Below are 21,263 nucleotides of genomic sequence, written 5' to 3'. Positions count from 1 at the left end.
GGTCCGGTGCCGCGCGGTCATCAGCGCGGCACCGGAGACCACTAACGGACCGAGAATCCTTGTTCGTTGCCGTACTCGATGCTGCGCTGCTTCCAGGTCTCCAGAACCTCTGCCAGCGTCCCTTGCCGGCTGTCGTACAGGGGAGCGGATACGTCCTCATAGCCTGTGCGTGCCCAGCCAAAGAACGGCGGGTACTGCCAGCCTGTTGCCACGTTTTTTGATGCATCTGCCAAGACCTGGTTGTACTTCTGGTCACCGAAGAAGGGGTTCGTGGCGCTTAGGAACTTCTCGTTATTGAGATTCGAGAGGTTCGGGACGAACGCCCCTGCGTCAATGCGTGACTGCAGTCCATCTCCGTGCGTGAAGTATTCGAGGAAGGCGTAGGCTGCGGCCTTGTTCTGCGCTGCTGCGGGAATGGCCATGGCGCTGCCGCCGTTTTCGGCACCGGAAGTTTCGCCTGCCTCCCACTGGGGGAGCGGCGCCACGCGGAAGTTCCCGGCGGCCTGGGGTGCGCGTTCTGGAAGTGTTGAAGTGAACCAGCCGCCGATGAGTTGCGTGGCAAGGGTTCCCTCGTTCAGGCCGCGGTTCCAATCATCGGACCAGTTGGTGATTTTCGTGTTGACGAGGTCTTCGTCGAGGAGTTTCTGCCAAAAAGCAACGGCGCGGCTGCTGCCTGGGTCTTTGAAGTCAATGGTGACGTCGGTGCCGTTGACCTTGAAGGGACGGCCCCCGCCTTCCCACATCAGTGACATCAGCACGAAGATATCCGCGGAATCATTGGTGATGTAGTGGTCACCGCCCAGTGCGCGCACCTTCTTGGCGGCCTGGTAAAACTCGTCCCACGTTGTTGGTGGCGAGGCTACCCCGGCCTGGGTAAGTACCGACTGGTTGTAGAACATTGCTGCGGGTCCATAATCGGAGGGGAGCGCATAGGGCTTGTCGTCGATTGTTACGTTGCCCCAAGCGGCCTCAACGTAGTCCTTCGCCAGGTCTTTTGCCCCGAACTCGGACAGATCCGTGAGTTTTCCGGGGATGGCGAACAGCGGCAGGGAGAAGTACTCGAACATGGCGATGTCCGGCACACCTGATCCTGCCTGGATGGCATTGTCCAGGGCGGTGTACTGGTCCGTGGAGGACCCGGCATTGACCACGTTGACCGTGATGTTGGGATGGACCTTTTCAAATCCGGGAACGGCTTCCTTGACCGTGCCGTCCCAGCTCCAGACCGTGAGCGTGACGGGTTGGTCGGTGGGAACGTCGGTATTGGGCGACGTGTTTTCTCCGCTAGCGCAGCCGGCCAAGGCCACAATTGACGCCGCAATCGCTGCTGCGGCCCGCATTCTTCTCTTGGGCATTGCATACTCCTTCGTATCGATGTTTCGGTGGCCGGAATTCCTGCAGTCGGCCAGTGCAGCTCGGTGTGTACAACGTTGTACCTTTTGGGTGAAGGCAACCCGGGTAGGCGGCTTGGGTAGGTTTACCCGGCTAAGGCTGCGGCAGCGTTCTTGAATTTCGCAGGAGACCGTAAGCTGGGTACAACGTTGAACCTCATGCTAAAGCGGCCCTCTGTGGACCGTCAAGGAAAAGACACAAAGTTCCTCGGAGCTATGATCAAGGCAACGCCCTAGTCGGAGATGCTGCGGGGCGGGAAGGACGCGGATGAGTGTGAATCCGACGATTCATGACGTCGCACGGGCGGCAGGTGTCTCCATCAAGACGGTTTCCAATGTGCTTAACGACAACCCGAAGGTGGGACCCGAGACCCGGCTGAGGATACGGCGGCTCATGGATGAGATGGGGTACCGGCCCAACCTCTCGGCCCGCGGGCTCCGCTCGGGCAAGACCGGGGTGATCGGCCTTGCCGTCCCTTCTCTTCGTGAGACGTATTTTGCAGAGCTCGCTGATTCGGTGATTCGAGCGGCTGCCAAAAGAGGTCTGCGTGTGGTCATTGAGCAGACCAATGGGGACCGTGAACTGGAGATTGCCACGCTGTCAGGCGGGCAAATGCGATTCATCGACGGACTGCTTTTCAGTCCTGCCGCCATCGGCCAGCAGGACGTGGATGTCCTCACCACAACTGATCCATTGGTCCTCCTCGGCGAACGGATTTTCGGTGGGCCTACGGACCACGTGACCATGCACAACACGTCCTCAGCACGGGCAGCCGTGCAGCACCTGCTGGGTATTGGGCGGACGAAAATCGCCCTGATTGGGGCGCCGGAACAACCAGCTGACGAGGCAAGCTCGGCGAACCTGCGGGAGCGCGGTTACCGTCAGGCATTGGAAAACTCCGGCATCGGGATTGATTCCCGGCTTGTGATCAGGGGCGGGACCTGGCTTCGGGAAACAGGGGTGGACGCAATTCGACGGCTCCGTGCAAGCAACGTGGACTTCGACGCCGTGTTCGCCCTCAACGACACCCTTGCATTGGGTGCGCTGCGTGCACTTGCCCAGTACGGCTTGCGGGTTCCCGAGGACGTTGCCGTTATTGGGTTCGACAACCTTGACGAAGGCCGTTTTTCGCTGCCGTCCCTGACCAGCGTCGATCCCGGCAGGGACGAGATTGCGGAGACCGCTGTGGCTCTGCTCGTGAACAGGATCCAGGAGAAGGATGCCAAGGCGGCACCCATAACCGTGAAATCCGGTTTCAGGATTGTCCAACGGGAGTCCACAGGCTTCGCGGATGAGGATGGCAGGACGCTCCTTAGCACTTGAGGAAGAGTCGCGCCCCTAGCGGCAGGCCTCCAGGTCCTCCCCGTACCGCAACCAGTCCGGCAGGTCCTCAGCGAAGGCGTCACGAATGGCGGGTGATCCAGCGCTCCGCCAGTCGACGTCGTCGTTAATTTCGATCTCGTACTTCTTCCACTCGAACCAGTTGATCATCTTCAGCTGCGGGTACTTTTGATGGGTTTCGTTGGAGAAGACCTGCCGCCACCAGGCCTGCTTGACGTCCAGCTCGGACGCCCCGCCTCGGGCAGGGGTGAAGATGGCCGCCGTCTCCGGGATGGCTACGGGCTTACCATGATCAACGCCGTACACCTGGTAAAAATCCGGGACCGGGCCGTCGTCGCCGGCCGTGCCGCTGTAAGTGCCGGTCAGCATGGCCAGGAACTTCCCGGACTCGGAAATATCGTTGTTACCCCAAGGCCGCTGGTTGCCCCAGTGATACAGGGAAACTCCCACCCAATCCACGGCGTCGTCCCCCGGGTAGTAGGGCGCGTAGGTATCGTCGGCCATGGTGAGGAGGCCGTTGTGGTCTGTGTCCAGCGCGGCGAAATCCGGAGTGCCAGGACGTGCCGCGAACTGGCCGCCGGTAAACGGATAGCCGCCGCCATAGTTGGGGGCCCACATCATGGACGTGCCCGGCGCCCCGGCGTGAATGGCAGCGGCAACTTTGCGGAACACCTCCACATAACGCAGCGGCTGCTGGCCCCAGGAATACCAGGAACCGTTCATCTCATGCGCAAAACGTACGACGACGGGCGTCCCCTGATCGTTGACCGCCCGTAAGTCGGTGGCGAGTTTGGCGATCACTTCCTCACTCATGGTCTCCAAGCCACCATGCGGTTCCAGTGTCAGGAGCAACACGCCGCCGGTGGGACGGACCTGGGTGACGGCATTGGTGGTGTGTGCCCACGTTTCGTCGTCATAGGGGATGTCCGAGAACTGCACTACCACCGCCGGATCATGGCCCAGGTTTTCACGATGCTCGGCCAAGGTCTCCGAGTCCCAATCCAGGTTCACGCCCAGAAGTACACCGTCCTGGGGGATAAGGGTTGAAGCATCTCCGGCCCTGCAGAGGGACAGGGCTTGGACTACCGGCACCACTTCCTTGGAAGCAAAACTCAACCCCGTGGCAGCCAAGGCTGTCACCACCAAGGGGATGAGCAAGCTGGCCCGCCGACGTTTTCCATGTGGGTGCCCGCTGAAAACGGGAGGAGCCTGCGCCACGGTCAGCCCCACCCTATGGAGCGGCGCCGAAGCCTGAGCAGGCTGCGCCACCTGAAGCGAGGCGCAAGCCCGCGCGGCCGTGCGAGTGTTGCACCGCCGTCGATTGCTTCTTGGCGGTTTGCGTAGATACGGGCGATCTGGCCCAGATGGGCCTGGAGGCGGGTCTCCTGCAGGTGGCGGGAATCGCCGTAAAGCCGGAGATCGCCGCCCCGTGATCGGAGCACGTGGAGTACCTCAAGCAGGCCTACCACCCCTGATGCACCCACTGATGTCAGCTCGGCGACATCAAGCACAACAAGGATGGGACCGTCCGCGGCGGCCATTGCGGATGCTTGGCGAATAGCGAGGACGGTAGCGGCGTCCAAGGCGCCGGTCATGGTCAGATCCACGGTACTCAAGGCTGTGGAGGTGGGATTCGGGGCATGGGAAAGCATGTACATGGGGAGTCGCTCCTTGCTGGGGGATGGAACGGCGTTTGGTTGCTGTGCTGTTTTTGGTTGCTGTGCTGTTAAGGCACAGGTTTTGGTGGAGCACCAAGGGCGCTGGTGAGCTCCTTCGGAGCGGGCATCGGTTCCACGAGGTCCTCGCCCGGACCCGCATACCTTGCCGCGCCGATCACCACGCTCAACAGCGCCAGGTCCAGGGCAACCCAGGCCAGCGTGATGAGTGTGGGATACAGTGGCGCATGCCCGGAAGCCACCCGCGCAATGCCGATGAGCGAGGACACAACCAGCAACGCCATGGCTGCCACTTGCAGCCGGACGTGGTGAAACCCGCGTCCCGTGGCCTGCTTGCTCTTGGCCGTCACTGAGAACGTGAGGTGCCTGCCAAGAAAAACCGCGGCCGCACCGGAACACGTGGCAGCAATCCAAGTGGGGAACAGCGCAAAGCACCATTGCTGGCCGCGCCACAGTCCCTTCGACCCGTTGCCCGCCACTTGGAAGAGTACTTGGCACGACAAGAAAAAGGGCAGGAAGAGGCAGAAGAACACCACGGGGCTTGCAGTCAGCGGGTACGTTCCAGCCACAAGGAAGACCACAGGCGCTGCAATGTAGCTCAATGCAGCGAAACCGTTCAGGTAACTGGTCATGGTGCCCAGATACATGAGGCGCTGGGCCAAGGTGAGGCCCCTCAGCCACAGCGGATTGTCGCTGAAAAACACCTGCATGGTGCCCGCCGCCCACCGATGCCGCTGCGAGAGCATGGTGGATACGTCCTCGGGTGCGAGCCCATGGACCAGCACCTCATGGTGATAGACGCTGCCCCACCCCATCGCATGGAGGTGCATTGCCGTTGCCATGTCCTCGGTGATGGTGGTGGTGTCCATGGGATGGATGGCCAGCGCTTGGTCCGTGTGCGCCACATCCACGGACTCCAGCACAGCGTCCAGCTCCGGCATCACGTCATCCATCGCATCGGGGACCTCGAGGGCGGCTGTTTGGAAGGCGACCCGAAGCTCGAACGTGAGCTCGGCCAGGACATCGCCCCTGCGCAGCTGATGCTCCGCACGCGCCACCGCCTCCAACGCCTTCTCTGCGATGATCATCGCGGCGGGATGACGCCTGCCCAGTTCACCATGTAGATCCTGCAAGCGTGAACGGCCCCTGCGCAAGGCCCGCCAGGTCTGTTCAGTGGCAGTCCGCGTATAGCGGGTCAAACCCAGGGCCATGAGGGCTTCCCTGCGAAGGACAGCATTCGAGCCGCAGAAGAAAGCTGCGTCCCAGCCGTCCTTGCCCTGCTGGATGGGGCCGTAAAAAAGTTCCGCCTGGCTTCCCAAGGGATCCCGTTCCGGAACGTTCCAAAAGTGCTGGGGAGTTTGGACGAAGGCCACTTCCTCCGCATCAAAATAGCCCAGAACGCGGTCAAGGAAGCGGGGCTCCGGGACCTGGTCCGCGTCAAAAATGGCTACAAACTCGCCCGTCGTCATGGACAGGGCGTTGTTGACGTTCCCTGCTTTGGCGAACCGTTGCCGGCCGTCCCACTCCGGACCGCGGGTGATGTACCCGACGCCGATCTGCCGGGCTGCGGCGGCAAACCCGGCCCTGTCGCCGTCATCAAGGATCCAGGTTTCATGCGGGTACTCCATGTCCCGGGCCGCCACGGCCGTTGCGAGCACCAAGTCCAATGGCTCGTTGTAAGTGGCGATGAAAACGTCCACCGATCTGCCCGGCAGGGCAGGTGGGGGAGGCGGACGTCGTCGAGCGTTCCACATGGTTACGGCGTATAGCGCCGATTCGCCGAGGCTGTAAGTTTCTGCGACTACCAGGGGAAGCGAGATCCACCAGGCATCCCAGGCGACGGTGCTCGACCAGCGCCAACTGATATAGATCAATCCGAACGAAACCACCAGAACTGCAAGGATCCGTACGAGTATTTGTCGGTAAATGCCCATTTTTAGCCTCCGGTAACTGCTGGGGAAAAGGCCAAAGCGCGCCAGTATGTCCACACGCTCCTTGGAGCGAAATTGGGAGGACACGGCTGACGCGCCTGGAGCTGCATCTTCGATGCTCAAGGGAAGGAATTCGGCTGCGAACGGAATATCCTTGTTCCTGATTCCACTTTCTCCCGCCCACATTTCGTCCCCGTTACGGCATTGAAAAGTAAACTCGCGTTGATTATTTCCGGGGTGTGACGTTTTGGACGCCGCATCAAATAGGCTTGCGCGCAGCCGGGATGCCCCTTCAGAGTGGCATCATGAAGCGAAGACTCATGCCCCTGACGATGCTCGTCGCCGGCCTGACCGTCGCAGCTACGCTCATCGCCCCGGAGCCTTCCGCACTGGCGGCAGCGGGCATGCCGGCCCCGGGTGGGCTGGTGTGGAGTGACGAATTCAATAGCCCGGCCGGCACGGCACCGGACCCGGGAAAATGGACCCAGGACACCGGAGGATCCGGGTGGGGTAACGGAGAGCTTCAGTACTACACGGACGGCACGGCCAATGCTGCAGCAGATGGTCACGGAAACATGGCCATCACTGCCCGCAAGGAGAATCCTGCCGGATATCAGTGCCACTACGGGACGTGCCAGTACACGTCGGCCCGGTTGTTGACTGCAGGCAAGTTCAGCAGGACCCAAGGCCGTTTCGAAGCGCGCCTCAAGGTGCCCAAGGGCCAAGGCATGTGGCCCGCCTTCTGGATGCTCGGCCATAACGTCTTCACCGATGGTTGGCCCGCCAGCGGCGAACTCGACGTCATGGAAAACGTTGGCAAGGAACCCGGGACGATTTGGGGAAGCCTCCACGGACCCGGATACTCGGGCGCCAATGCCTCCAACGCCAGCTACACACTGCCCAGTGGCAAGTCGTTGGGGGACGCCTTCCACACGTTCACCGTGGACTGGGGGCCCGAATCCATCACTTGGAACCTCGACGGAATGGCCTACTCACAAAAGACCAAGGCCACAACTCCTGAACCGTGGGTGTTCGACCACGATTTCTTCCTGCTCCTGAACCTGGCTGTGGGCGGTCACTGGCCGGGAGCACCGGATGCCGGCACTACGTTTCCCCAGTCCCTGCTGGTGGATTACGTCCGTGTGTACGAGCTTGCTTCCGTTCCGGCCAAGCCTGTCTCTGCGTCAAGTACGCGCATACAGGGGTATTCCGGAAAATGCCTTGATGTGGCTGGCCGGCAGGCAGTTGACGGCGCCCCGCTGCAGCTGTGGGACTGCGACACTGCTGCCTCGGAGCAGTGGACGTTCGCTTCCAACGGGACCATCCGCGCATTGGGCAAGTGCATGGACGTGGCGTGGGGATCAACGGCCAACGGTGCACCAATCCAACTCACCAGCTGTAATGGCGGCCCGGCGCAGCAATTCGTCCTGAACAGTACCGGGGATCTGGTGAACCCGCAGGCCAATAAATGCGTGGACGTAACCGACTGGAATTCATCCAATGGCGCCAGGTTGCAGCTGTGGGATTGCGCCGGTTCCACCAACCAAAAGTGGTGGCGGATGGCGTAGAAAACGTCCGACGGCGGCGCGCAGCTTTGCGGGGTCCGGCGGCTATTGCTGGGGCGGCTGGGGAGCTTCCTGGAGTAGCGGGCCGGACCGGCGGTTGCGCGCAGCCGTTGCGGCGGCTGTTGGCCGGACCTGGCAGGAATACATGTGGCCGGGTCCGGCCGATTGTTCGGCTATCTGCAGGGCTCATTGCTGGGCTCTTTGTTGGGCTCTTTATCTGCCTAGGGGGCCGGCTGGCAGCGCGGACAGAAGTAGATGTCCCGTTCTTCTGTGCCGTCCGGTCCTGCCAGGAGGCCGCGGCGGATGGTGGCACCACAGCGCCTGCAGGGTTGGCGTTCCCGGCCATACACCCAATACCCGGGACGCAAGGCGCGCGGGCCCAGGGTGGTCCGCCGGCCGGGGCCCAGGTTTTCGCCGAGCAGGCGTTTTGCGTCCCTGACGGTCTTGGGAAGGTCAGGAACGTCACCAACTGGCATGGAAGGGTGGATACCGGACAGGAAACACGCCTCGCACCGGTAGATGTTGCCGATGCCTGCAAGCTTCCGCTGGTCCAACAGGGCAAATCCCACGGTGACGTCCGGATCGGCGCGAAGCCTGCGCAAGGCCTCTTCCTCGTCCCAGTCAGGGCCGAGGAGGTCGGGCCCAAGATGCCCCACAATCTTCTCTTCCTCAGCTGTGGGCACCACCTCCAGGATTCCCAGCGAGAACCCGACGGCGTCCGCGGAGTCCGTGCGGAGCACGCACCGTGCGGTGTGGCCGGGTTTCGTCCAGCGACCACCCGGCGGGTAGATCATCCAGTTCCCCTCCATCTTGAGGTGGGAGTGGATGGTCAGGGCGCGGGGTTTCCTGCTGGCGCCGGGTTCCTCGTCAACAGGTCCCGTCAGGCGCATGAGCAGGTGCTTGCCTCTGGGGACAACCTCGGTCAGGGTCCAACCTGCAAGGTTCAGGGTGGCAAAGCGGGGGACGCGGAAATCGGTGGCCTTGATGGTTTTCCCGGCCAACGCCTCGTTCAGGCGTGAGGCGGCCCGCCAGATGGAATCGCCTTCAGGCACGGATTCGGAGTCCCTTCGGAGTTGAGTAGGCCCCTGCCGCCGCGAGGGCAACAGCTATGGGAGTTTCCAGGAGATCGTGGCCATTGACCTTCTCCATGAAGAGTTTGTCCACAGCACCGCGGCGCACCACATCCACCAGTGCCTGTGCCGCAACACTCAGAACGGCGTCGTCCTGGCTGAAGGTGAGCAGGGTCTTGCCGCCGCGTTCGACGTAAAGGACCAACGCGCCGTCGACCATCACCACCAATGCTCCCGCCTTGCGCCCGGGACGGTGACCGGACCCGGCGTCGACGGAAAGCGCAGGCCACGGAAGGGCCGCACCGTAGGGGTTGGCCGGGTCAGTCGCGGCAAGGGCAAGCGCGGATGGCTCGGCTTTGGAGATGCGTGCGTCCTCGGTGAAGGACCTGAGGCGGTCCACCGTGGCGGGAACGGCGAACTGGGCAGCCCCCAAGTGCTCAATGAAGTAACCGCGGCGGCAACGGCCGGCCTCCTCCAAACGGGCAAGTACTTTGTACATGAGCCCGAACCCTCCGATGATGTTCTCTGCCATCACCGAGCCCCGGGTCACCACGCCGTATCGGTCCAGCAGGAGCTCAGCGGTGCCTCGGGCGTGGATGGTGGGGTCCAGCTCCGGCGCGGGGAGCGCGGACCAGCGGCCCACTGCCGACGGCGGCGCAGCAGCAATGCCGCCTGTCACCGAACCGTAGCGGCCACCCGTTAGCCCGGGGGAGCCCAACAATCCCGTCCCGTGGGAACGGCCCAGCCGGCTCATGCGAGGCGCCCGGGCCCTGGGAGCCTTGGCCACCTGCCGGTGCGCGGTCTTCCCGCCAGCGATCATGGCCCGCACGGGAGCGAAAGTATCGCCGGTCACGCGGCCGGCCCACACAAGGTCCCACAGTGCGGAGACCACGGCATCGTCACTCAACACCGCATCCATGCCGCCGGCCACGTCCGTGAGTTGCCGGAAGAAGTAGCCACCACCGGCGCTGAAGTGTTCCAGGAGCCGTTGCTGGGCATCGCCGGGCTCGAACTCGGGGTCCGGGTTGAGCGTCAGCTCGGCGGAATCGGCCACGTGGAGGCTGATCCACCCGTCGTTTCCGGGGAGGGACCCTGCCCCGGACCAGAGGAGTTCACCGGCTGCCATGAGTTCATCCAGCATGGCCGGTTTGTAGTCCGCGACTCTACTTGCAAGAACCAGGGGTTCCCATGCGGATGCCGGGATGGGCACGCCGGACAGCTGGTCCACTGCCGTGATGATGCCGTCCAGCCCCCGCAATGCCTGGCTTCGGGACTTGCCCGGCGCAGTCACGTTCTGCCAAGCAGGCAGGAACCGGCCATAGGCGGCCGTGTCCACGGGCTCCACTTCGGCGCGCAGTGCCGCGAGCGAACGACGCCTCAGTTTCCGGAGCACCTCGGCGTCGCACCACTCGCTGGAGGGCGGGGCGTCTACGGTCATGAGCTCTGCGTTGGCTGGTTCCGCGGGCTGCTCTGCCACGGCGTGGGGCCTGAATTCGCCTTCCACCACGCGACCGTCGTCTGCGAGTCGTTTCAAGGCCGTATTGACCACTGCGACACCAAGCCCCAGCCTGGCCGCGGCTTCAGCGGCCGTAAAGGGACCGTGGGTGCGGGCGTACCGGGAAACGAGGTCGCCCAAAGGATCGGTGACAGGCTCAATGAAAGCCAGGGGCACACCCATGGGCAGGGGAACGCCGATTGCGTCGCGGAGCCGGGCAGCGTCCTCAATGGCAGCAAAACGCTCGACGCCGCCGATGGTTACCTTCAATGCGCGGTTGGCTTTCTGCAATGCCGCGAGGTGGGCCCCGGCGTCGGCTGCGCTGCCATGAGAAGCAGGCGCGGTTTCCTCGAAGTGTTCCACATCCCCAGTTTGATCGAGGCCTTGCAGACGTTCCGCCACTTCCTCAACGTTGAGCGGGCCCAGCAGCCGCAGAAGATCCGCCACGCCTTCCATGCCACGGACACGTCGGTCCGGTCTAAGGCGCTGCAGCTCCAATTCCGTTGAGTCGATGACCTCGGCATCCAGAAGTTCGCGCAGTTCCACGCGGCCCAGGAGTTCGTTAAGGAGCGTGGAGTCCAGGGCCAACGCGGCAGCCCGGCGCTCCGCCAAGGGGGAGTCGCCCTCGTAAAGGAACTGAGCCACGTACCCGAACAGCAGCGACTTCGCAAAGGGGGAGGGCTGCTGCGTGGTGGTTTCCACGATCCTGAGCTCCCTGCGTTCCACGGATGCCGCAATGTCTTTGAGCGCGGGGAGATCGTAAACATCCTGCAAGCATTCGCGCACTGTTTCGAGCACGATGGGGAAGGAGGGATACTTCCGGGCGACATCCAGCAATTGGGCTGAGCGTTGGCGTTGCTGCCACAAAGGCTGACGCTTGGCAGGGTTCTGCCGGGGGAGAAGCAAAGCGCGGGCAGCACATTCGCGGAACCGCGAAGCGAACAGTGCGCTGCCGCCCACCTCAGCGGTGACGATTTGTTCGAGTTCCTCGGGGTCGAAGAGGAAAAGCTCGGCCCCGGGCGGCTCATCTTCCATCATGGGCACCCGCAGCACAATGCCGTCGTCGGCTGCCATGGCCGATCCGTCCAAACCATAACGCTGCTGCAGGCGTTGACCCACGGCAAGTGCCCACGGGGCGTGGACCGGCATGCCGAAGGGGCTGTGGAGGACTACGCGCCAGTCACCGAGTTCGTCGTGGAACCGTTCCACCACCAGGGTTCGATCGCTGGGAACAATCTCCGTGGCTTCCTTCTGCTCCCTGAGGTACTGGATCAGGTTGCTTGCGGCGAAGGCATCCAGCCCGCTGGCTTGGCAGCGTTCCATGGCCGGGGCTTCATCTGCGGCCGAGAGTTCACGGATGAAGGCACCCAGTGCGCGGCCCAGATCCACGGGCCTGCCGAGGGAGTCGCCCTTCCAAAAGGGAAGCTTGCCGGGTTGGCCAAACGCGGGGGAGACCAGGACTCGATCGTGGGTGATGTCCTCGATCTTCCAACTGGTGGCACCGAGCGCGAAAACGTCTCCCACCCGGGATTCATAAACCATCTCTTCGTCGAGCTCGCCAACGCGGCGTCCTCCCTTGGCCGCGCGCGCGGAAGCCGTGGGTTCGGAGCCGTCTGCGCTGGCAGGAGAAGCCGAACCCTCGACTTCCGTGCCGATGATGTACACGCCAAACAGGCCCCGGTCAGGGATGGTTCCACCGGAGGTGACGGCGAGGCGTTGGGCTCCGGGCCTGCCTTCAATGGTTCCGGCGTGCCGGTCCCAAATGATTCGGGGCCTCAGCTCGGCGAATTCGTCCGAAGGATATCTGCCGGCCAAGAGGTCAAGGGTGGCTTCGAATGCCGAGCGCGGCAAGCTCGCAAAGGGCGCTGACCTGCGGACAGTGCTGAACCAGTCCTCAACATCTATGCTGCCCAAAGCGGTAGCGGCCACTGTTTGCTGGGCAAGGATATCGAGCGGATTGGCCGGGATGCTCAGGCGCTCAATCTGCCCGCTCAGCATGCGTTCAACGGTGACACTGGTGTGGAGAAGATCAGCCCGGTGCTTGGGGAAGAGGACGCCCTCTGAGATCTCGCCAACCTGGTGCCCGGCACGCCCTACGCGCTGCAGGCCACTGGCCACCGATGGGGGAGACTCCACCTGGACCACCAGATCCACGGCACCCATATCAATGCCGAGTTCCAGGGATGATGTTGCCACCACGCAGCGGAGCCTGCCGGACTTGAGGTCGTCCTCGATCATGGCCCGTTGGTCTTTGGAAACCGAGCCGTGGTGGGCCCGGGCCAGCACGGGATCGGCGCCACTGGTACTGCCGGCTTGGGCCATCATGTGCGCCGGAGTGGCAGTGGAGGCCGGAATACCGGGATTCGCCCCGGGCGCGGACTCGGGACCAGCCCACTCGCTGCCGCCCACTGCCATCAGCTGGCGTTCGGCGTAGATCTCATTCAGCCGGGCTGTGAGGCGTTCAGCAAGCCGACGGGAATTGGCGAAGACAATGGTGGACTGCTTGGACAGGACCAGATCCACAATCTGCTCCTCCACATGCGGCCAAATGGACGCCTGGGGCTGAAGGCCGGATGCCGGCCCGGAGTCGAACGCGCCGGCAGCACCTTGCAGGTCCGACATGTCCTCCACAGGGACCGTGACTGTGAGGTTCCAGTTCTTCTTGGATGGCGGAGCCACGATTTCCACCGGAGCCTGGCCGGCCAGGAATTGGGCCACGAGCTCGCGCGGCTGGACGGTGGCGGAGAGCCCGATTCTCTGGGCAGGCTTCGGTAGCAGGGCATCCAGACGCTCCAAGGAGACGGCCAGGTGCGCCCCGCGCTTGGTGCCGGCTACAGCATGCACTTCATCGATGATGATGGTGTCCACTTCGCTGAGCGTTTCCCGGGCACGGGACGTCAGCATGAGGAACAGGGATTCCGGAGTGGTGATGAGGATGTCCGGCGGGTTGGTCAACAGCGTGCGGCGATCCGCCGCCGTCGTATCTCCTGAACGGACGCCCACCGTCACCAGTGGTGCGGGGAGCCCCAAACGTTTGGCAGTTTGGGTGATGCCGATCAGGGGTGCGCGGAGGTTCCGCTCCACATCCACACCCAGCGCCTTCAACGGCGAGATGTAGAGGACGCGCGTTTTGGTTTTGGGCCGCTTTGCCCGGCCCTTGCCGTTGGCCGGGACAGTCTCAAGACCTGGCAGGGTGTCGCTGGGCGTGGAATGCAAGCGGTCGAGGGCCCAAAGAAAAGCAGCGAGGGTTTTGCCCGAACCCGTAGGTGCAACTACCAGGGCATGGGAGCCTGAGGAGATCGCATTCCAGGCGCCATCCTGTGCTGGCGTGGGCTCGGAAAAAGCGCCGAGGAACCATTCCCTGGTTGCCTGGCTGAAACGGCTGATGGCGCCATCCGACGCCTGCGGCTCCTGCATCACTCCATCATGCCTCACGGCTCCGACAGAATAAGCCGGAGCCGTGGGACGACGGTCAGACCGCCTGGAAAGCCGTGATGGTCAGGAGCTTGATGCCGGCGTTACTGCACGCATCGTGGGGCTCCGGGATGAACAGTGACGCAGTATCGTTCGGCGGGTAGATCCGGAAACCAGCGGCGGGGGCTTTGGTGCAGTCGCCGTAGTTGCCGGCTTGGGTGTAACGGATTTCGGCCCACGCCGACTTCCCCGGAGCCAGCTCGATTTTGGTCACAGGAGTTGTGGTCTCGCGGGTAGCAGGTTCGCCGATCGGTTCACCGTTGGCGTCGGCCGTCAGGGAGACTCCCGCGAAGCCCTCCAGGATGCAGGGGGCGCTGCCGGAGTTGGTCAGGATCAACTTCTCATAGATGCTGCCGGCCGCACCGCCGCCGGTCGCGTCAGTTGCTGCAGTGAGGGAGGCCGCCTTGCACAGCGCCGGTGCTGCGGGCGCAGCGGACGTTGCTGTAGCTGAGGGGGATGGCGCCGAAGTCGCCGTTGGGGAAGGCGGGTTGGACGTCGCTGAGGCCGACGGAGTTGAGGCCGACGGCGTCGACGAGGTTGGCGGGGCACTGCTGGTTCCCGAGGGGCTGGGGCTCGGCCCGCAAGCAGCAAGAAGGAGCAGCGCAGCGGCTGCCGTCGTCGTCACAAGTCCGGTTTTGATGCGCTGAGTCCACATGGGCACCAGCCTTGCCCCGGCCAAGATCGGAGTCAATTCAGCCACGGCTAAGAGCTCGGATTGGCGCCCGGATTGTGATCTTCCGGGCGCCGATCCTGTGGCAAATTACTTGGTGTCAGCCTTGGCCACAGCAGGCTTGGAGGAGCGGCTGCGGAAGAACGCGGCGCCGCCCAGCCCCAAACCAGCAATGCCTGCGATCAGACCGGCCCAGCTACGCGCCTGCGAGCCGTCGTCGGTTACAGCGGAGGCCTGCTCGGTGGATTCTGTAGCTGCAGCATGGTGATCACCTTCAGCGTCGGCCGGAGTGATGGTGATCGACGGCGCCGGAGCCTTGAGATCGTGCGGGTCCTGGCCCTCCTTGGCGATCTCGGACCAGTCAGTCTGGCCCTGCTCGCACGTCTGCAGCGTGGGGAAGTAGATGGTCTTGCCCGCTGCGTCCGGCAGTTTGACTGACAGCACAAGGGCGTCACGCAGGTGCGGATCCAACGGCGCCTTGGCCGTGTACACAATCTGGCTTGTGCGTTTGGTGATGGTGGTTCCGTCGTCCAGTTTCTTGGGCTCTGCGAGGGTCTCGGTGACCTTCTCTACCGTCCAGTTGGGATTGACGGTGGGCTGGGCGTCATTCAGTTCCTCGGGCAGGGAGATGGCCACTTTGGTGGTGCCGAAAGTGTCGCAGCCGTGAGGAATGCCGAACGTCAACAGCGCGTAGGAGCTTGCTGCTGTCTTGTCCGGGGCGACGCCGACGTGGGCCGATGCTCCGGCGATACCAGCCATCATCAGGGCGGCTGTTCCACCAGCGACTGCGGTAGCGGAGAGGGTGCGGCGAATCGAGGATTTCATGGGAAGTGCCTTTCGGGGGCGCCGGTATTTTGCGGCGCGGGATACGGGTTTGAAGCCCGTCACCATGCAAATGCTGTGCTGTTGCAGCGCGTAAATTGTTGCGCGCAGAAGGTGCCGGGCGGAACTAGACAAGTACGACGACGGCGGGCGGGCCGCGTCGGCTGTCTTGCCTCAAGTTCCGCCAGGGGTGGGGGATGAAGACCTTGGGTGCGCCTGCTCCGACAGGCGAGGCGCCGGCGTCGGGCCTGAACACCAAGGTGGGCAGGGCGAGCAGCGGCCGCAGCCACGCAGCAAGTTGCCACAGGGCATCCTCGCCTTTGGCAAGCACAACCGCAGAAGCAAGGGTGGCGATCACGTGGCCAACAAACATCATGGCACCGAAGGTCGTACCGAGCTCATGGGTGTGCGACGCTGCGATATCCAACCCGGGGTTGAACGCTTCAGCGCCGAGGTGGTGGTTCGTTCCCTGCGCATTGGCCGTAATGGGGCTCAAAGCCGTGAAAGCTTCGTGGAGCGCCACCTGTCCTGCGCCCAAGAGCCCTGCCATAGTGACAAGGTTCAGCTTGAACCGTGTGGCGAGCGTGGCAGCCAGGGCAGTCAGTGCAACGAGAGCCAATAGAACGGGTGCAGTGGGAAGTTCTCCGCCACCTACAACGTGGGCTGCTGCAGCGAGCAGAACCACAACGAAGGAAATTAGGCCCGACCGCAACGCATGGAAGGGTGCCCGGGACTGCGATGTGCGCACGGGTCCTCCCTTACTTCTGTTGCTCTTGTTGGCGTCTTGATTCTATCGGGAGTTCGGTGCCATGCAGGACCCGGATGGGTGCTTATGTGGAAAGCTCGGTTTAGCCCCTTGGAGAGCGGACGAACGTTGGTTTTGGCGGCTCGGGGATGTTCGTGGCGGATCCGGAACGCCGACGGCGGAGCTCAAGTTTCAGGCTCTCCTCGCCGCGGGCCATGGCCCAGTGATGATTGGCGGAGAATGCTGGCTTAAGCAGCCAACTCAGGCGGCGAAGCAAGGGCTTGGAGGCACTGACCCGCCAGTCGTAGGTGATAACAACTTCGGGTCCGTCGGTCTCAAAGGTCCATCGGCCTGTGCCGTCGAGGTCCCCTTCAGCGGTGAGCGCGAAGCCGTCGAGGGTTACCGGTTCTGTGACGTTGAGCCGCCACTTGAGTGTGTAGGGGAGCCAGCCCTTGGTATGGAGATCGAAAGTGGCGCCCACGCCATCCGGGCCGCCTGGGGCTACTGGCGTCACTCGGAGGTAAACGGAGGGCCACCACCGCCTGAGAGTGCTTGCATCGCCGAGGATATCCAGCACCTCTTCGCGGGTGCCTGCCACACGCCAGATAGTGACGAACGCGTAGTCCGTGCTCTTGGCTTTTTGCTTGGCCATTGTTGCCTCCGCGGTCCAGCGGGTTTCGAGGATGTCTCACGGCACCCGGGATCAATCTACGCCTGCCTTCGCCGAAGGGTTAGCTCTCACATAAGAAAAGGCCCTGCTTCCCTCATAAACAAAGGGAGGCAGGGCCTTTCTCATTGGCGGTGACGGTGGGATTTGAACCCACGTTGGCTTTTACACCAAACAACATTTCGAGTGTTGCACCTTCGGCCGCTCGGACACGTCACCAACTGAAATAGGGTACCGGAGTTGAGCCCGGTTCCCCAAAACGAGGCCCCGCGGACCAACGGGAAGAACCAGCAAAAACACAGCCAACTTCCGTCCGCAGCGACCCAACGATAGATTCATAATTACCATGACGATTTCGCAGGAACACGAACAAGAACATGAAGCCCGGGCCTACTGGGTCACCGAGACCGGCGATGGGGAGCTGCGCCCGGAAGCCCTGCCACCAAGGCAAGAAGGCGAAGCCCTGGTCCGGACGCTCTACTCAGGTGTCAGCCGTGGCACGGAACGCGTGGTGCACGAGGGCCGCGTCCCGGAACGTGTGGCTGACCTGATGCAGGCCCCGCACCAGGAAGGCGACTTCCCGGGCCCGGTGAAGTACGGCTACCTGAACGTGGGGGTTGTGGAAGAAGGCCCGGAAGAATGGCTGGGGAAAACGGTCTTCAGCCTGCACCCGCATCAGGACTTCTACGTGATCCCCACGAGTCAGCTCACGGCGATCCCCGAAGATGTCCCTGCCCGTCGTGCCGTGCTCACGGGAATCGTTGAGGTTGCCATCAATGCGCTGTGGGAAGCCGGACCCAGGCTGGGTGACCGGGTCGCCGTCGTCGGTGGTGGTCTGGTGGGTGGCGTCCTGGCGACGCTCCTGCGGAAGTATCCGCTGGGCCGCCTGCAGCTGGTGGACGCGGATCCGGAGAAGCGAAAGCTGGCAGAAACCATCAACGTCGAATTCGCCAAACCAGAAGATGCAAAAAGCGATAACGACATCGTCTTCCACTGTTCCGCTTCCAACGAGGGCCTCAAGTTGAGCCTGCAATTGGCCGGTGACGACTCGGACGTTATAGAGCTTTCCTGGTTCGCGGACAAGGAAGTCACCCTGCCGCTCGGCGAAGACTTCCATGCCCGCCGCCTGAATATCCGCTCCAGCCAGGTGGGCGCCGTCGCCCTTCCGCGGCGGCACCGGCGAACCAATGCCCAACGCCTGGAGCAGGCGGCACACGAGCTGAAGGATCCGCTGTTCGACACGTTCCTCACCAGCGAATGCTTGTTCCGGAACCTGCCCACTACGCTTACAAAATTGTTCGAACGGCCCGGCGGTTTCTGCCACGTGGTCGCCTATCCCACCCCGGAGGATTAGTACATGTTCAGCTTGACCGTCCGACGCCACTTCATGATTGCCCACAGCCTGCCCCGCGAAGCTTTCGGGCCTGCGCAGGGTTTGCACGGAGCCACGTTCGTTGCCGAGGTCACCTTCCGACGGCCGAATGTTAACGACGACGCGATCGTTCTGGACATCGGTGCCGCCGGCGGCATTCTTGAGGAGGTGCTCGCCGATCTGAACTACAAGAACCTGGACGAACACCCCGCTTTCAAGGGCAAGCTCTCCACCACGGAGGTCCTTGCCAAGCACATTGCCGACGCCATGGCAGCCCAAATCCAGGACACCGCGGATGGCCCGGCCCTCACCGGCATTGACGTTATCCTCCGTGAAAACCCGGACGCCTGGGCTGGTTACTCGCTGGAGCTTCCGGTCAAGTAAATGCACATCCGCTTTCTGGTCCCGGGCAATGTCCGGCATGGCTCCGGCGGCAACAAGTACAACGCCAAGCTCGCTGAACACCTGACGGCTTTGGGTGCGGATGTTGAGATAGTAACGGTCGACGGCGACTGGCCGGTTGGGAGCCCAGCGGACAGGCAGCGCTTCGCTGACATGCTCGACGGCGGCACTACCGTGATTGCCGATGGGCTGGTGGCGAGTGGGGCGCCGGAGGAGGTCTCCGGTGCCGTGAGCAAAGGAACCCAGGTGTGGATCCTGTCCCACATGGCGTTGGCGGACCACCATGACCTTGAGGCGAAAGCGTTGGCGGCGGCAACCGGGGTCATTTGCCCGAGTGCCCACGCGGCCGAGGAACTGCGAGCAAAGCACGGCCCGCAGAACATCGTCATTGCTAGGCCCGGGGCCGACAAAGCAGACCCCGCCAACGGATCGCAGCAACCGCACATAGTGGCCGTGGCTGCGTTGCTGCCCAACAAGAGCCAGACACTGTTGGTGGAGGCCCTAGCCAGTATGACGGACTTGAAGTGGACCGCCGCCCTGGTCGGCTCGGACGACGCTGACCCGGCGTACGCAGCCGAGGTGAGGGCCGCCGTCGAGCATCACGGGCTCGAAAACCGCATCAACGTCACTGGTGAGTTGACGGGACAGGAGTTCGAGGCCCAGTGGCAAAAAGCCGACCTCAGCATCCTCCTATCGGAGTCCGAATCGTTCGGCATGGTGGTCACGGAGTCGTTGGCCCACGGCGTCCCGGTGATTGTCCGGCAGGGGACCGGGGCAGTCGAAGCCCTCGGCGACACAGGAGCGGGCGCGGCGCTGGACCTCAGCGACCCCCACACCCTGACAACGGCACTCCGGAGTTGGCTCACCAACCCCGAGCTGCAACATCAATGGCACAGGGCAGCCCTCACAGCCCGGGATGGCCTTCAGCGCTGGGACACCACTGCGGCGACCGTCCTTGAGGCAGTCCAACGCCCACCGACATGACATTTAATGACACTCCGGAGCACCCGGACTGTCATCAACTGCCATCTCGCGGGAGAGAAAGAGGCGGCCGGTGAGAGACGAAGAACTCCCTGAGCAGGGCAGCGCACTCCTCCTCGCGAACCCCTGCGTAGACCTCTACCCAGTGATTGAGCCGGCGCTCGCGGAGGATGTCGAACACCGAGCCCACCGCTCCTGCCTTCTCATCCCACGCGCCAAACACAACCCGGGGGATACGGGCCAGGACAATTGCCCCGGCACACATAGCGCAGGGCTCAAGGGTGACCACCAGGGTGCAGTCCTCAAGCCGCCAACCGTCACCCGAGCCGCCCGCAGCCTGGGCGCGCTCCCGCAGGGAAGCAGCCGCCTGGCGGATGGCCACCAACTCAGCATGGGCGGTCGGGTCCCCATGCGCTTCTCGTTCGTTGCGTCCGGAACCCAGCACACCGCCGTCGGGCCCCAACACCACGGCGCCGATCGGTACGTCGTCAGTTTTCAACGCCAACCGGGCCTCGTCCAGGGCAAGGCCCATCCAGGCCATGTGGTCTGCGTGATACGGCTCGGTGGCGCTCATGTCTCAATGATAGTTTTGGGGGATGCGCACACTCGTCGTGGACCACCCGCTGGTCGCTCACAAGCTCACCGTTCTGCGGGATAAGAACACCCCTTCACCGGTCTTCCGGCAACTCACTGAAGAACTCGTCACCCTCCTGGCTTACGAAGCCACCCGCGAGGTCAAGACTCAGCCAGTGGAGATTGAAACCCCGGTCACCACCACCATTGGCACGGCTTTCACCAAGCCCACCCCGCTGGTGGTCCCCATCCTGCGCGCGGGCCTTGGCATGCTGGAGGGCATGACCAAGCTGGTCCCCACCGCCGAAGTGGGCTTCTTGGGCATGGCCCGCGACGAAGAAACCCTGGACATCATTACTTACGCCGAGCGCCTCCCCGAGGACCTCACCGGCCGCCAGATCTTCGTCCTGGACCCCATGCTTGCTACCGGCGGCACCCTTCGGGAGGCCATCAAGTTCCTCTTCAAGCGCGGCGCCTCGGATGTCACCTGCATCTGCCTGCTGGCCGCTCCGGAGGGATTGTCCAAGCTGGAGGAAGAGCTCTCCGACGCCAACGTGAAGATCGTCCTGGCCTCGATTGACGAGAAGCTCAACGAAAAGTCCTACATCGTGCCCGGCCTGGGAGACGCTGGAGACCGCCTCTACGGCGTAGCGGGTTAAGAAAGCCCCCTACCGGTTTCCGGCGCGCCCCATTAGCCTGTGGCGCATGGACTGGAAACTTGAACTGGTGTTTGTCCCTGTGTCCGACGTCGACCGCGCGAAGGACTTCTACGTCAACAAGGTTGGTTTCAACGCAGATTTCGATGAACGTCCCATGGACGGCATCCGCTTCGTGCAACTGACACCGCCGGGTTCGGCATGCTCCATCGCCATCGGGGAGGGTCTCAGCGACGCCCCTCCCGGAACAGCGCCAAGCCTCCAGGTGGTGGTGGCGGATATCAACAAGGCGCACGAGCAGCTCAAGGCCAATGGCGTGGACGTCAGCGACATCGACGTCCAGGACTGGGGTCACTTTGTGTACTTCGCGGACCCTGATGGCAACAAGTGGGCGCTGCAGTACCTGCCGCAGCGGCCGAACGGCTAGGTCA

The 21,263-nt window shown here is 63.1% G+C and carries 18 protein-coding genes and 1 tRNA gene; 7 read left to right on the top strand and 12 right to left on the bottom strand.

Features of this window, described 5'->3' with window-relative positions:
* Nucleotides 1-41: 41 nt before the first annotated feature.
* A complete protein-coding gene (locus tag BACI9J_RS17605) occupies nt 42-1,355 on the bottom strand; it encodes an ABC transporter substrate-binding protein (RefSeq protein ID WP_159735503.1) in 1,314 nt (437 codons plus the stop codon).
* A 304-nt stretch (nt 1,356-1,659) separates the two neighbouring features.
* On the opposite strand from BACI9J_RS17605, the gene BACI9J_RS17600 reads away from it, so the two are divergent.
* Nucleotides 1,660-2,715, top strand: a complete 1,056-nt coding sequence (locus BACI9J_RS17600) for a LacI family DNA-binding transcriptional regulator (protein ID WP_159735502.1) — start codon at nt 1,660-1,662, stop codon at nt 2,713-2,715.
* A gap of 15 nt (nt 2,716-2,730) precedes the next feature.
* Here BACI9J_RS17600 and BACI9J_RS17595 read toward each other — a convergent pair whose 3' ends face one another.
* The 3 genes from BACI9J_RS17595 to BACI9J_RS17585 form a co-directional block, all read right to left on the bottom strand.
* Nucleotides 2,731-3,963, bottom strand: a complete 1,233-nt coding sequence (locus tag BACI9J_RS17595) for a glycoside hydrolase family 26 protein (protein ID WP_159736538.1) — start codon at nt 3,961-3,963, stop codon at nt 2,731-2,733.
* Nucleotides 3,954-4,391 carry an STAS domain-containing protein gene (locus BACI9J_RS17590; protein ID WP_159735501.1) on the bottom strand — a complete coding sequence of 146 codons (438 nt, stop codon included), beginning with the start codon at nt 4,389-4,391 and terminating at the stop codon, nt 3,954-3,956. Before BACI9J_RS17590 ends, BACI9J_RS17595 begins: the two co-directional genes overlap by 10 nt.
* Nucleotides 4,392-4,459: 68 nt before the next feature.
* Nucleotides 4,460-6,343 carry a glycosyltransferase gene (locus BACI9J_RS17585; RefSeq protein ID WP_201296611.1) on the bottom strand — a complete coding sequence of 628 codons (1,884 nt, stop codon included), beginning with the start codon at nt 6,341-6,343 and terminating at the stop codon, nt 4,460-4,462.
* 302 nt (nt 6,344-6,645) lie between these two features.
* Between BACI9J_RS17585 and BACI9J_RS17580 the strand changes: the two genes are divergently transcribed.
* Nucleotides 6,646-7,908 (top strand): ricin-type beta-trefoil lectin domain protein, encoded by a 1,263-nt coding sequence (locus BACI9J_RS17580; RefSeq protein WP_159735500.1) that lies wholly within the window; start codon nt 6,646-6,648, stop codon nt 7,906-7,908.
* Nucleotides 7,909-8,126: 218 nt separating this feature from the next.
* On the opposite strand, the gene BACI9J_RS17575 is transcribed toward BACI9J_RS17580, so the two are convergent.
* From BACI9J_RS17575 to BACI9J_RS17545, 7 genes are all read right to left on the bottom strand, one after another.
* Nucleotides 8,127-8,957, bottom strand: coding sequence for a DNA-formamidopyrimidine glycosylase family protein (locus BACI9J_RS17575; RefSeq protein ID WP_159735499.1), 831 nt, complete (start codon nt 8,955-8,957; stop codon nt 8,127-8,129).
* Nucleotides 8,950-13,887, bottom strand: a complete 4,938-nt coding sequence (locus tag BACI9J_RS17570) for an ATP-dependent helicase (RefSeq protein WP_159735498.1) — start codon at nt 13,885-13,887, stop codon at nt 8,950-8,952. Before BACI9J_RS17570 ends, BACI9J_RS17575 begins: the two co-directional genes overlap by 8 nt.
* A gap of 55 nt (nt 13,888-13,942) precedes the next feature.
* On the bottom strand, nt 13,943-14,599 hold the full coding sequence (locus BACI9J_RS17565) for a DUF4232 domain-containing protein (protein WP_201296610.1): 657 nt from the start codon (nt 14,597-14,599) through the stop codon (nt 13,943-13,945).
* A 105-nt stretch (nt 14,600-14,704) separates the two neighbouring features.
* A complete protein-coding gene (locus BACI9J_RS17560) occupies nt 14,705-15,439 on the bottom strand; it encodes a YcnI family copper-binding membrane protein (RefSeq protein WP_159735497.1) in 735 nt (244 codons plus the stop codon).
* A gap of 124 nt (nt 15,440-15,563) precedes the next feature.
* Nucleotides 15,564-16,184 carry a hypothetical protein gene (locus tag BACI9J_RS17555; RefSeq protein WP_159735496.1) on the bottom strand — a complete coding sequence of 207 codons (621 nt, stop codon included), beginning with the start codon at nt 16,182-16,184 and terminating at the stop codon, nt 15,564-15,566.
* 100 nt (nt 16,185-16,284) lie between these two features.
* Nucleotides 16,285-16,833, bottom strand: coding sequence for an SRPBCC family protein (locus BACI9J_RS17550; protein WP_159735495.1), 549 nt, complete (start codon nt 16,831-16,833; stop codon nt 16,285-16,287).
* A gap of 144 nt (nt 16,834-16,977) precedes the next feature.
* Nucleotides 16,978-17,067: transfer RNA gene (locus BACI9J_RS17545), tRNA-Ser, on the bottom strand.
* Between the two features lie 127 nt (nt 17,068-17,194).
* Here BACI9J_RS17545 and BACI9J_RS17540 point away from each other — a divergent pair.
* From BACI9J_RS17540 to BACI9J_RS17530, 3 genes are read left to right on the top strand one after another with little or no spacing between them, the layout of a single operon-like run.
* Nucleotides 17,195-18,202 (top strand): zinc-dependent alcohol dehydrogenase, encoded by a 1,008-nt coding sequence (locus tag BACI9J_RS17540; RefSeq protein WP_159735494.1) that lies wholly within the window; start codon nt 17,195-17,197, stop codon nt 18,200-18,202.
* A 3-nt stretch (nt 18,203-18,205) separates the two neighbouring features.
* A complete protein-coding gene (locus tag BACI9J_RS17535) occupies nt 18,206-18,604 on the top strand; it encodes a 6-pyruvoyl trahydropterin synthase family protein (protein WP_159735493.1) in 399 nt (132 codons plus the stop codon).
* The gene (locus BACI9J_RS17530) at nt 18,605-19,606 is read left to right on the top strand and encodes a glycosyltransferase family 4 protein (protein ID WP_201296609.1); all 1,002 of its coding nucleotides are present in this window, start codon (nt 18,605-18,607) and stop codon (nt 19,604-19,606) included.
* Nucleotides 19,607-19,640: 34 nt separating this feature from the next.
* On the opposite strand, the gene BACI9J_RS17525 is transcribed toward BACI9J_RS17530, so the two are convergent.
* Nucleotides 19,641-20,177 (bottom strand): nucleoside deaminase, encoded by a 537-nt coding sequence (locus BACI9J_RS17525; RefSeq protein ID WP_159735492.1) that lies wholly within the window; start codon nt 20,175-20,177, stop codon nt 19,641-19,643.
* A 22-nt stretch (nt 20,178-20,199) separates the two neighbouring features.
* Here BACI9J_RS17525 and upp point away from each other — a divergent pair, with 22 nt between their 5' ends.
* Together upp and BACI9J_RS17515 are read left to right on the top strand one after the other, a co-directional pair.
* The gene (upp, locus tag BACI9J_RS17520; RefSeq protein ID WP_017198151.1) at nt 20,200-20,835 is read left to right on the top strand and encodes a uracil phosphoribosyltransferase; all 636 of its coding nucleotides are present in this window, start codon (nt 20,200-20,202) and stop codon (nt 20,833-20,835) included.
* 46 nt (nt 20,836-20,881) lie between these two features.
* Entirely contained in the window at nt 20,882-21,259 is a 378-nt protein-coding gene (locus BACI9J_RS17515) for a VOC family protein (RefSeq protein ID WP_159735491.1), read from the top strand.
* The last annotated feature ends 4 nt before the right edge of the window (nt 21,260-21,263 follow it).

Source organism: Arthrobacter sp. 9V (assembly GCF_902506065.1).
In the GTDB taxonomy this organism is placed as follows: Bacteria; Actinomycetota; Actinomycetes; order Actinomycetales; family Micrococcaceae; genus Arthrobacter.
This window is presented reverse-complemented; position numbering and strand designations above follow the sequence as displayed.

Excerpts from the sequence above, each read along its gene's own strand:
- BACI9J_RS17605 (WP_159735503.1), bottom strand. The coding sequence starts at position 1,355 with ATGCCCAAGAGAAGAATGCGGGCCGCAGCAGCGATTGCGGCGTCAATT.
- BACI9J_RS17600 (WP_159735502.1), top strand. The coding sequence starts at position 1,660 with ATGAGTGTGAATCCGACGATTCATGACGTCGCACGGGCGGCAGGTGTC.
- BACI9J_RS17590 (WP_159735501.1), bottom strand. The coding sequence starts at position 4,391 with ATGTACATGCTTTCCCATGCCCCGAATCCCACCTCCACAGCCTTGAGT.
- BACI9J_RS17585 (WP_201296611.1), bottom strand. The coding sequence starts at position 6,343 with ATGGGCATTTACCGACAAATACTCGTACGGATCCTTGCAGTTCTGGTG.
- BACI9J_RS17580 (WP_159735500.1), top strand. The coding sequence starts at position 6,646 with ATGAAGCGAAGACTCATGCCCCTGACGATGCTCGTCGCCGGCCTGACC.
- BACI9J_RS17570 (WP_159735498.1), bottom strand. The coding sequence starts at position 13,887 with ATGCAGGAGCCGCAGGCGTCGGATGGCGCCATCAGCCGTTTCAGCCAG.
- BACI9J_RS17565 (WP_201296610.1), bottom strand. The coding sequence starts at position 14,599 with ATGTGGACTCAGCGCATCAAAACCGGACTTGTGACGACGACGGCAGCC.
- BACI9J_RS17560 (WP_159735497.1), bottom strand. The coding sequence starts at position 15,439 with ATGAAATCCTCGATTCGCCGCACCCTCTCCGCTACCGCAGTCGCTGGT.
- BACI9J_RS17550 (WP_159735495.1), bottom strand. The coding sequence starts at position 16,833 with ATGGCCAAGCAAAAAGCCAAGAGCACGGACTACGCGTTCGTCACTATC.
- BACI9J_RS17540 (WP_159735494.1), top strand. The coding sequence starts at position 17,195 with ATGACGATTTCGCAGGAACACGAACAAGAACATGAAGCCCGGGCCTAC.
- BACI9J_RS17535 (WP_159735493.1), top strand. The coding sequence starts at position 18,206 with ATGTTCAGCTTGACCGTCCGACGCCACTTCATGATTGCCCACAGCCTG.
- BACI9J_RS17530 (WP_201296609.1), top strand. The coding sequence starts at position 18,605 with ATGCACATCCGCTTTCTGGTCCCGGGCAATGTCCGGCATGGCTCCGGC.
- BACI9J_RS17525 (WP_159735492.1), bottom strand. The coding sequence starts at position 20,177 with ATGAGCGCCACCGAGCCGTATCACGCAGACCACATGGCCTGGATGGGC.
- upp (WP_017198151.1), top strand. The coding sequence starts at position 20,200 with ATGCGCACACTCGTCGTGGACCACCCGCTGGTCGCTCACAAGCTCACC.
- BACI9J_RS17515 (WP_159735491.1), top strand. The coding sequence starts at position 20,882 with ATGGACTGGAAACTTGAACTGGTGTTTGTCCCTGTGTCCGACGTCGAC.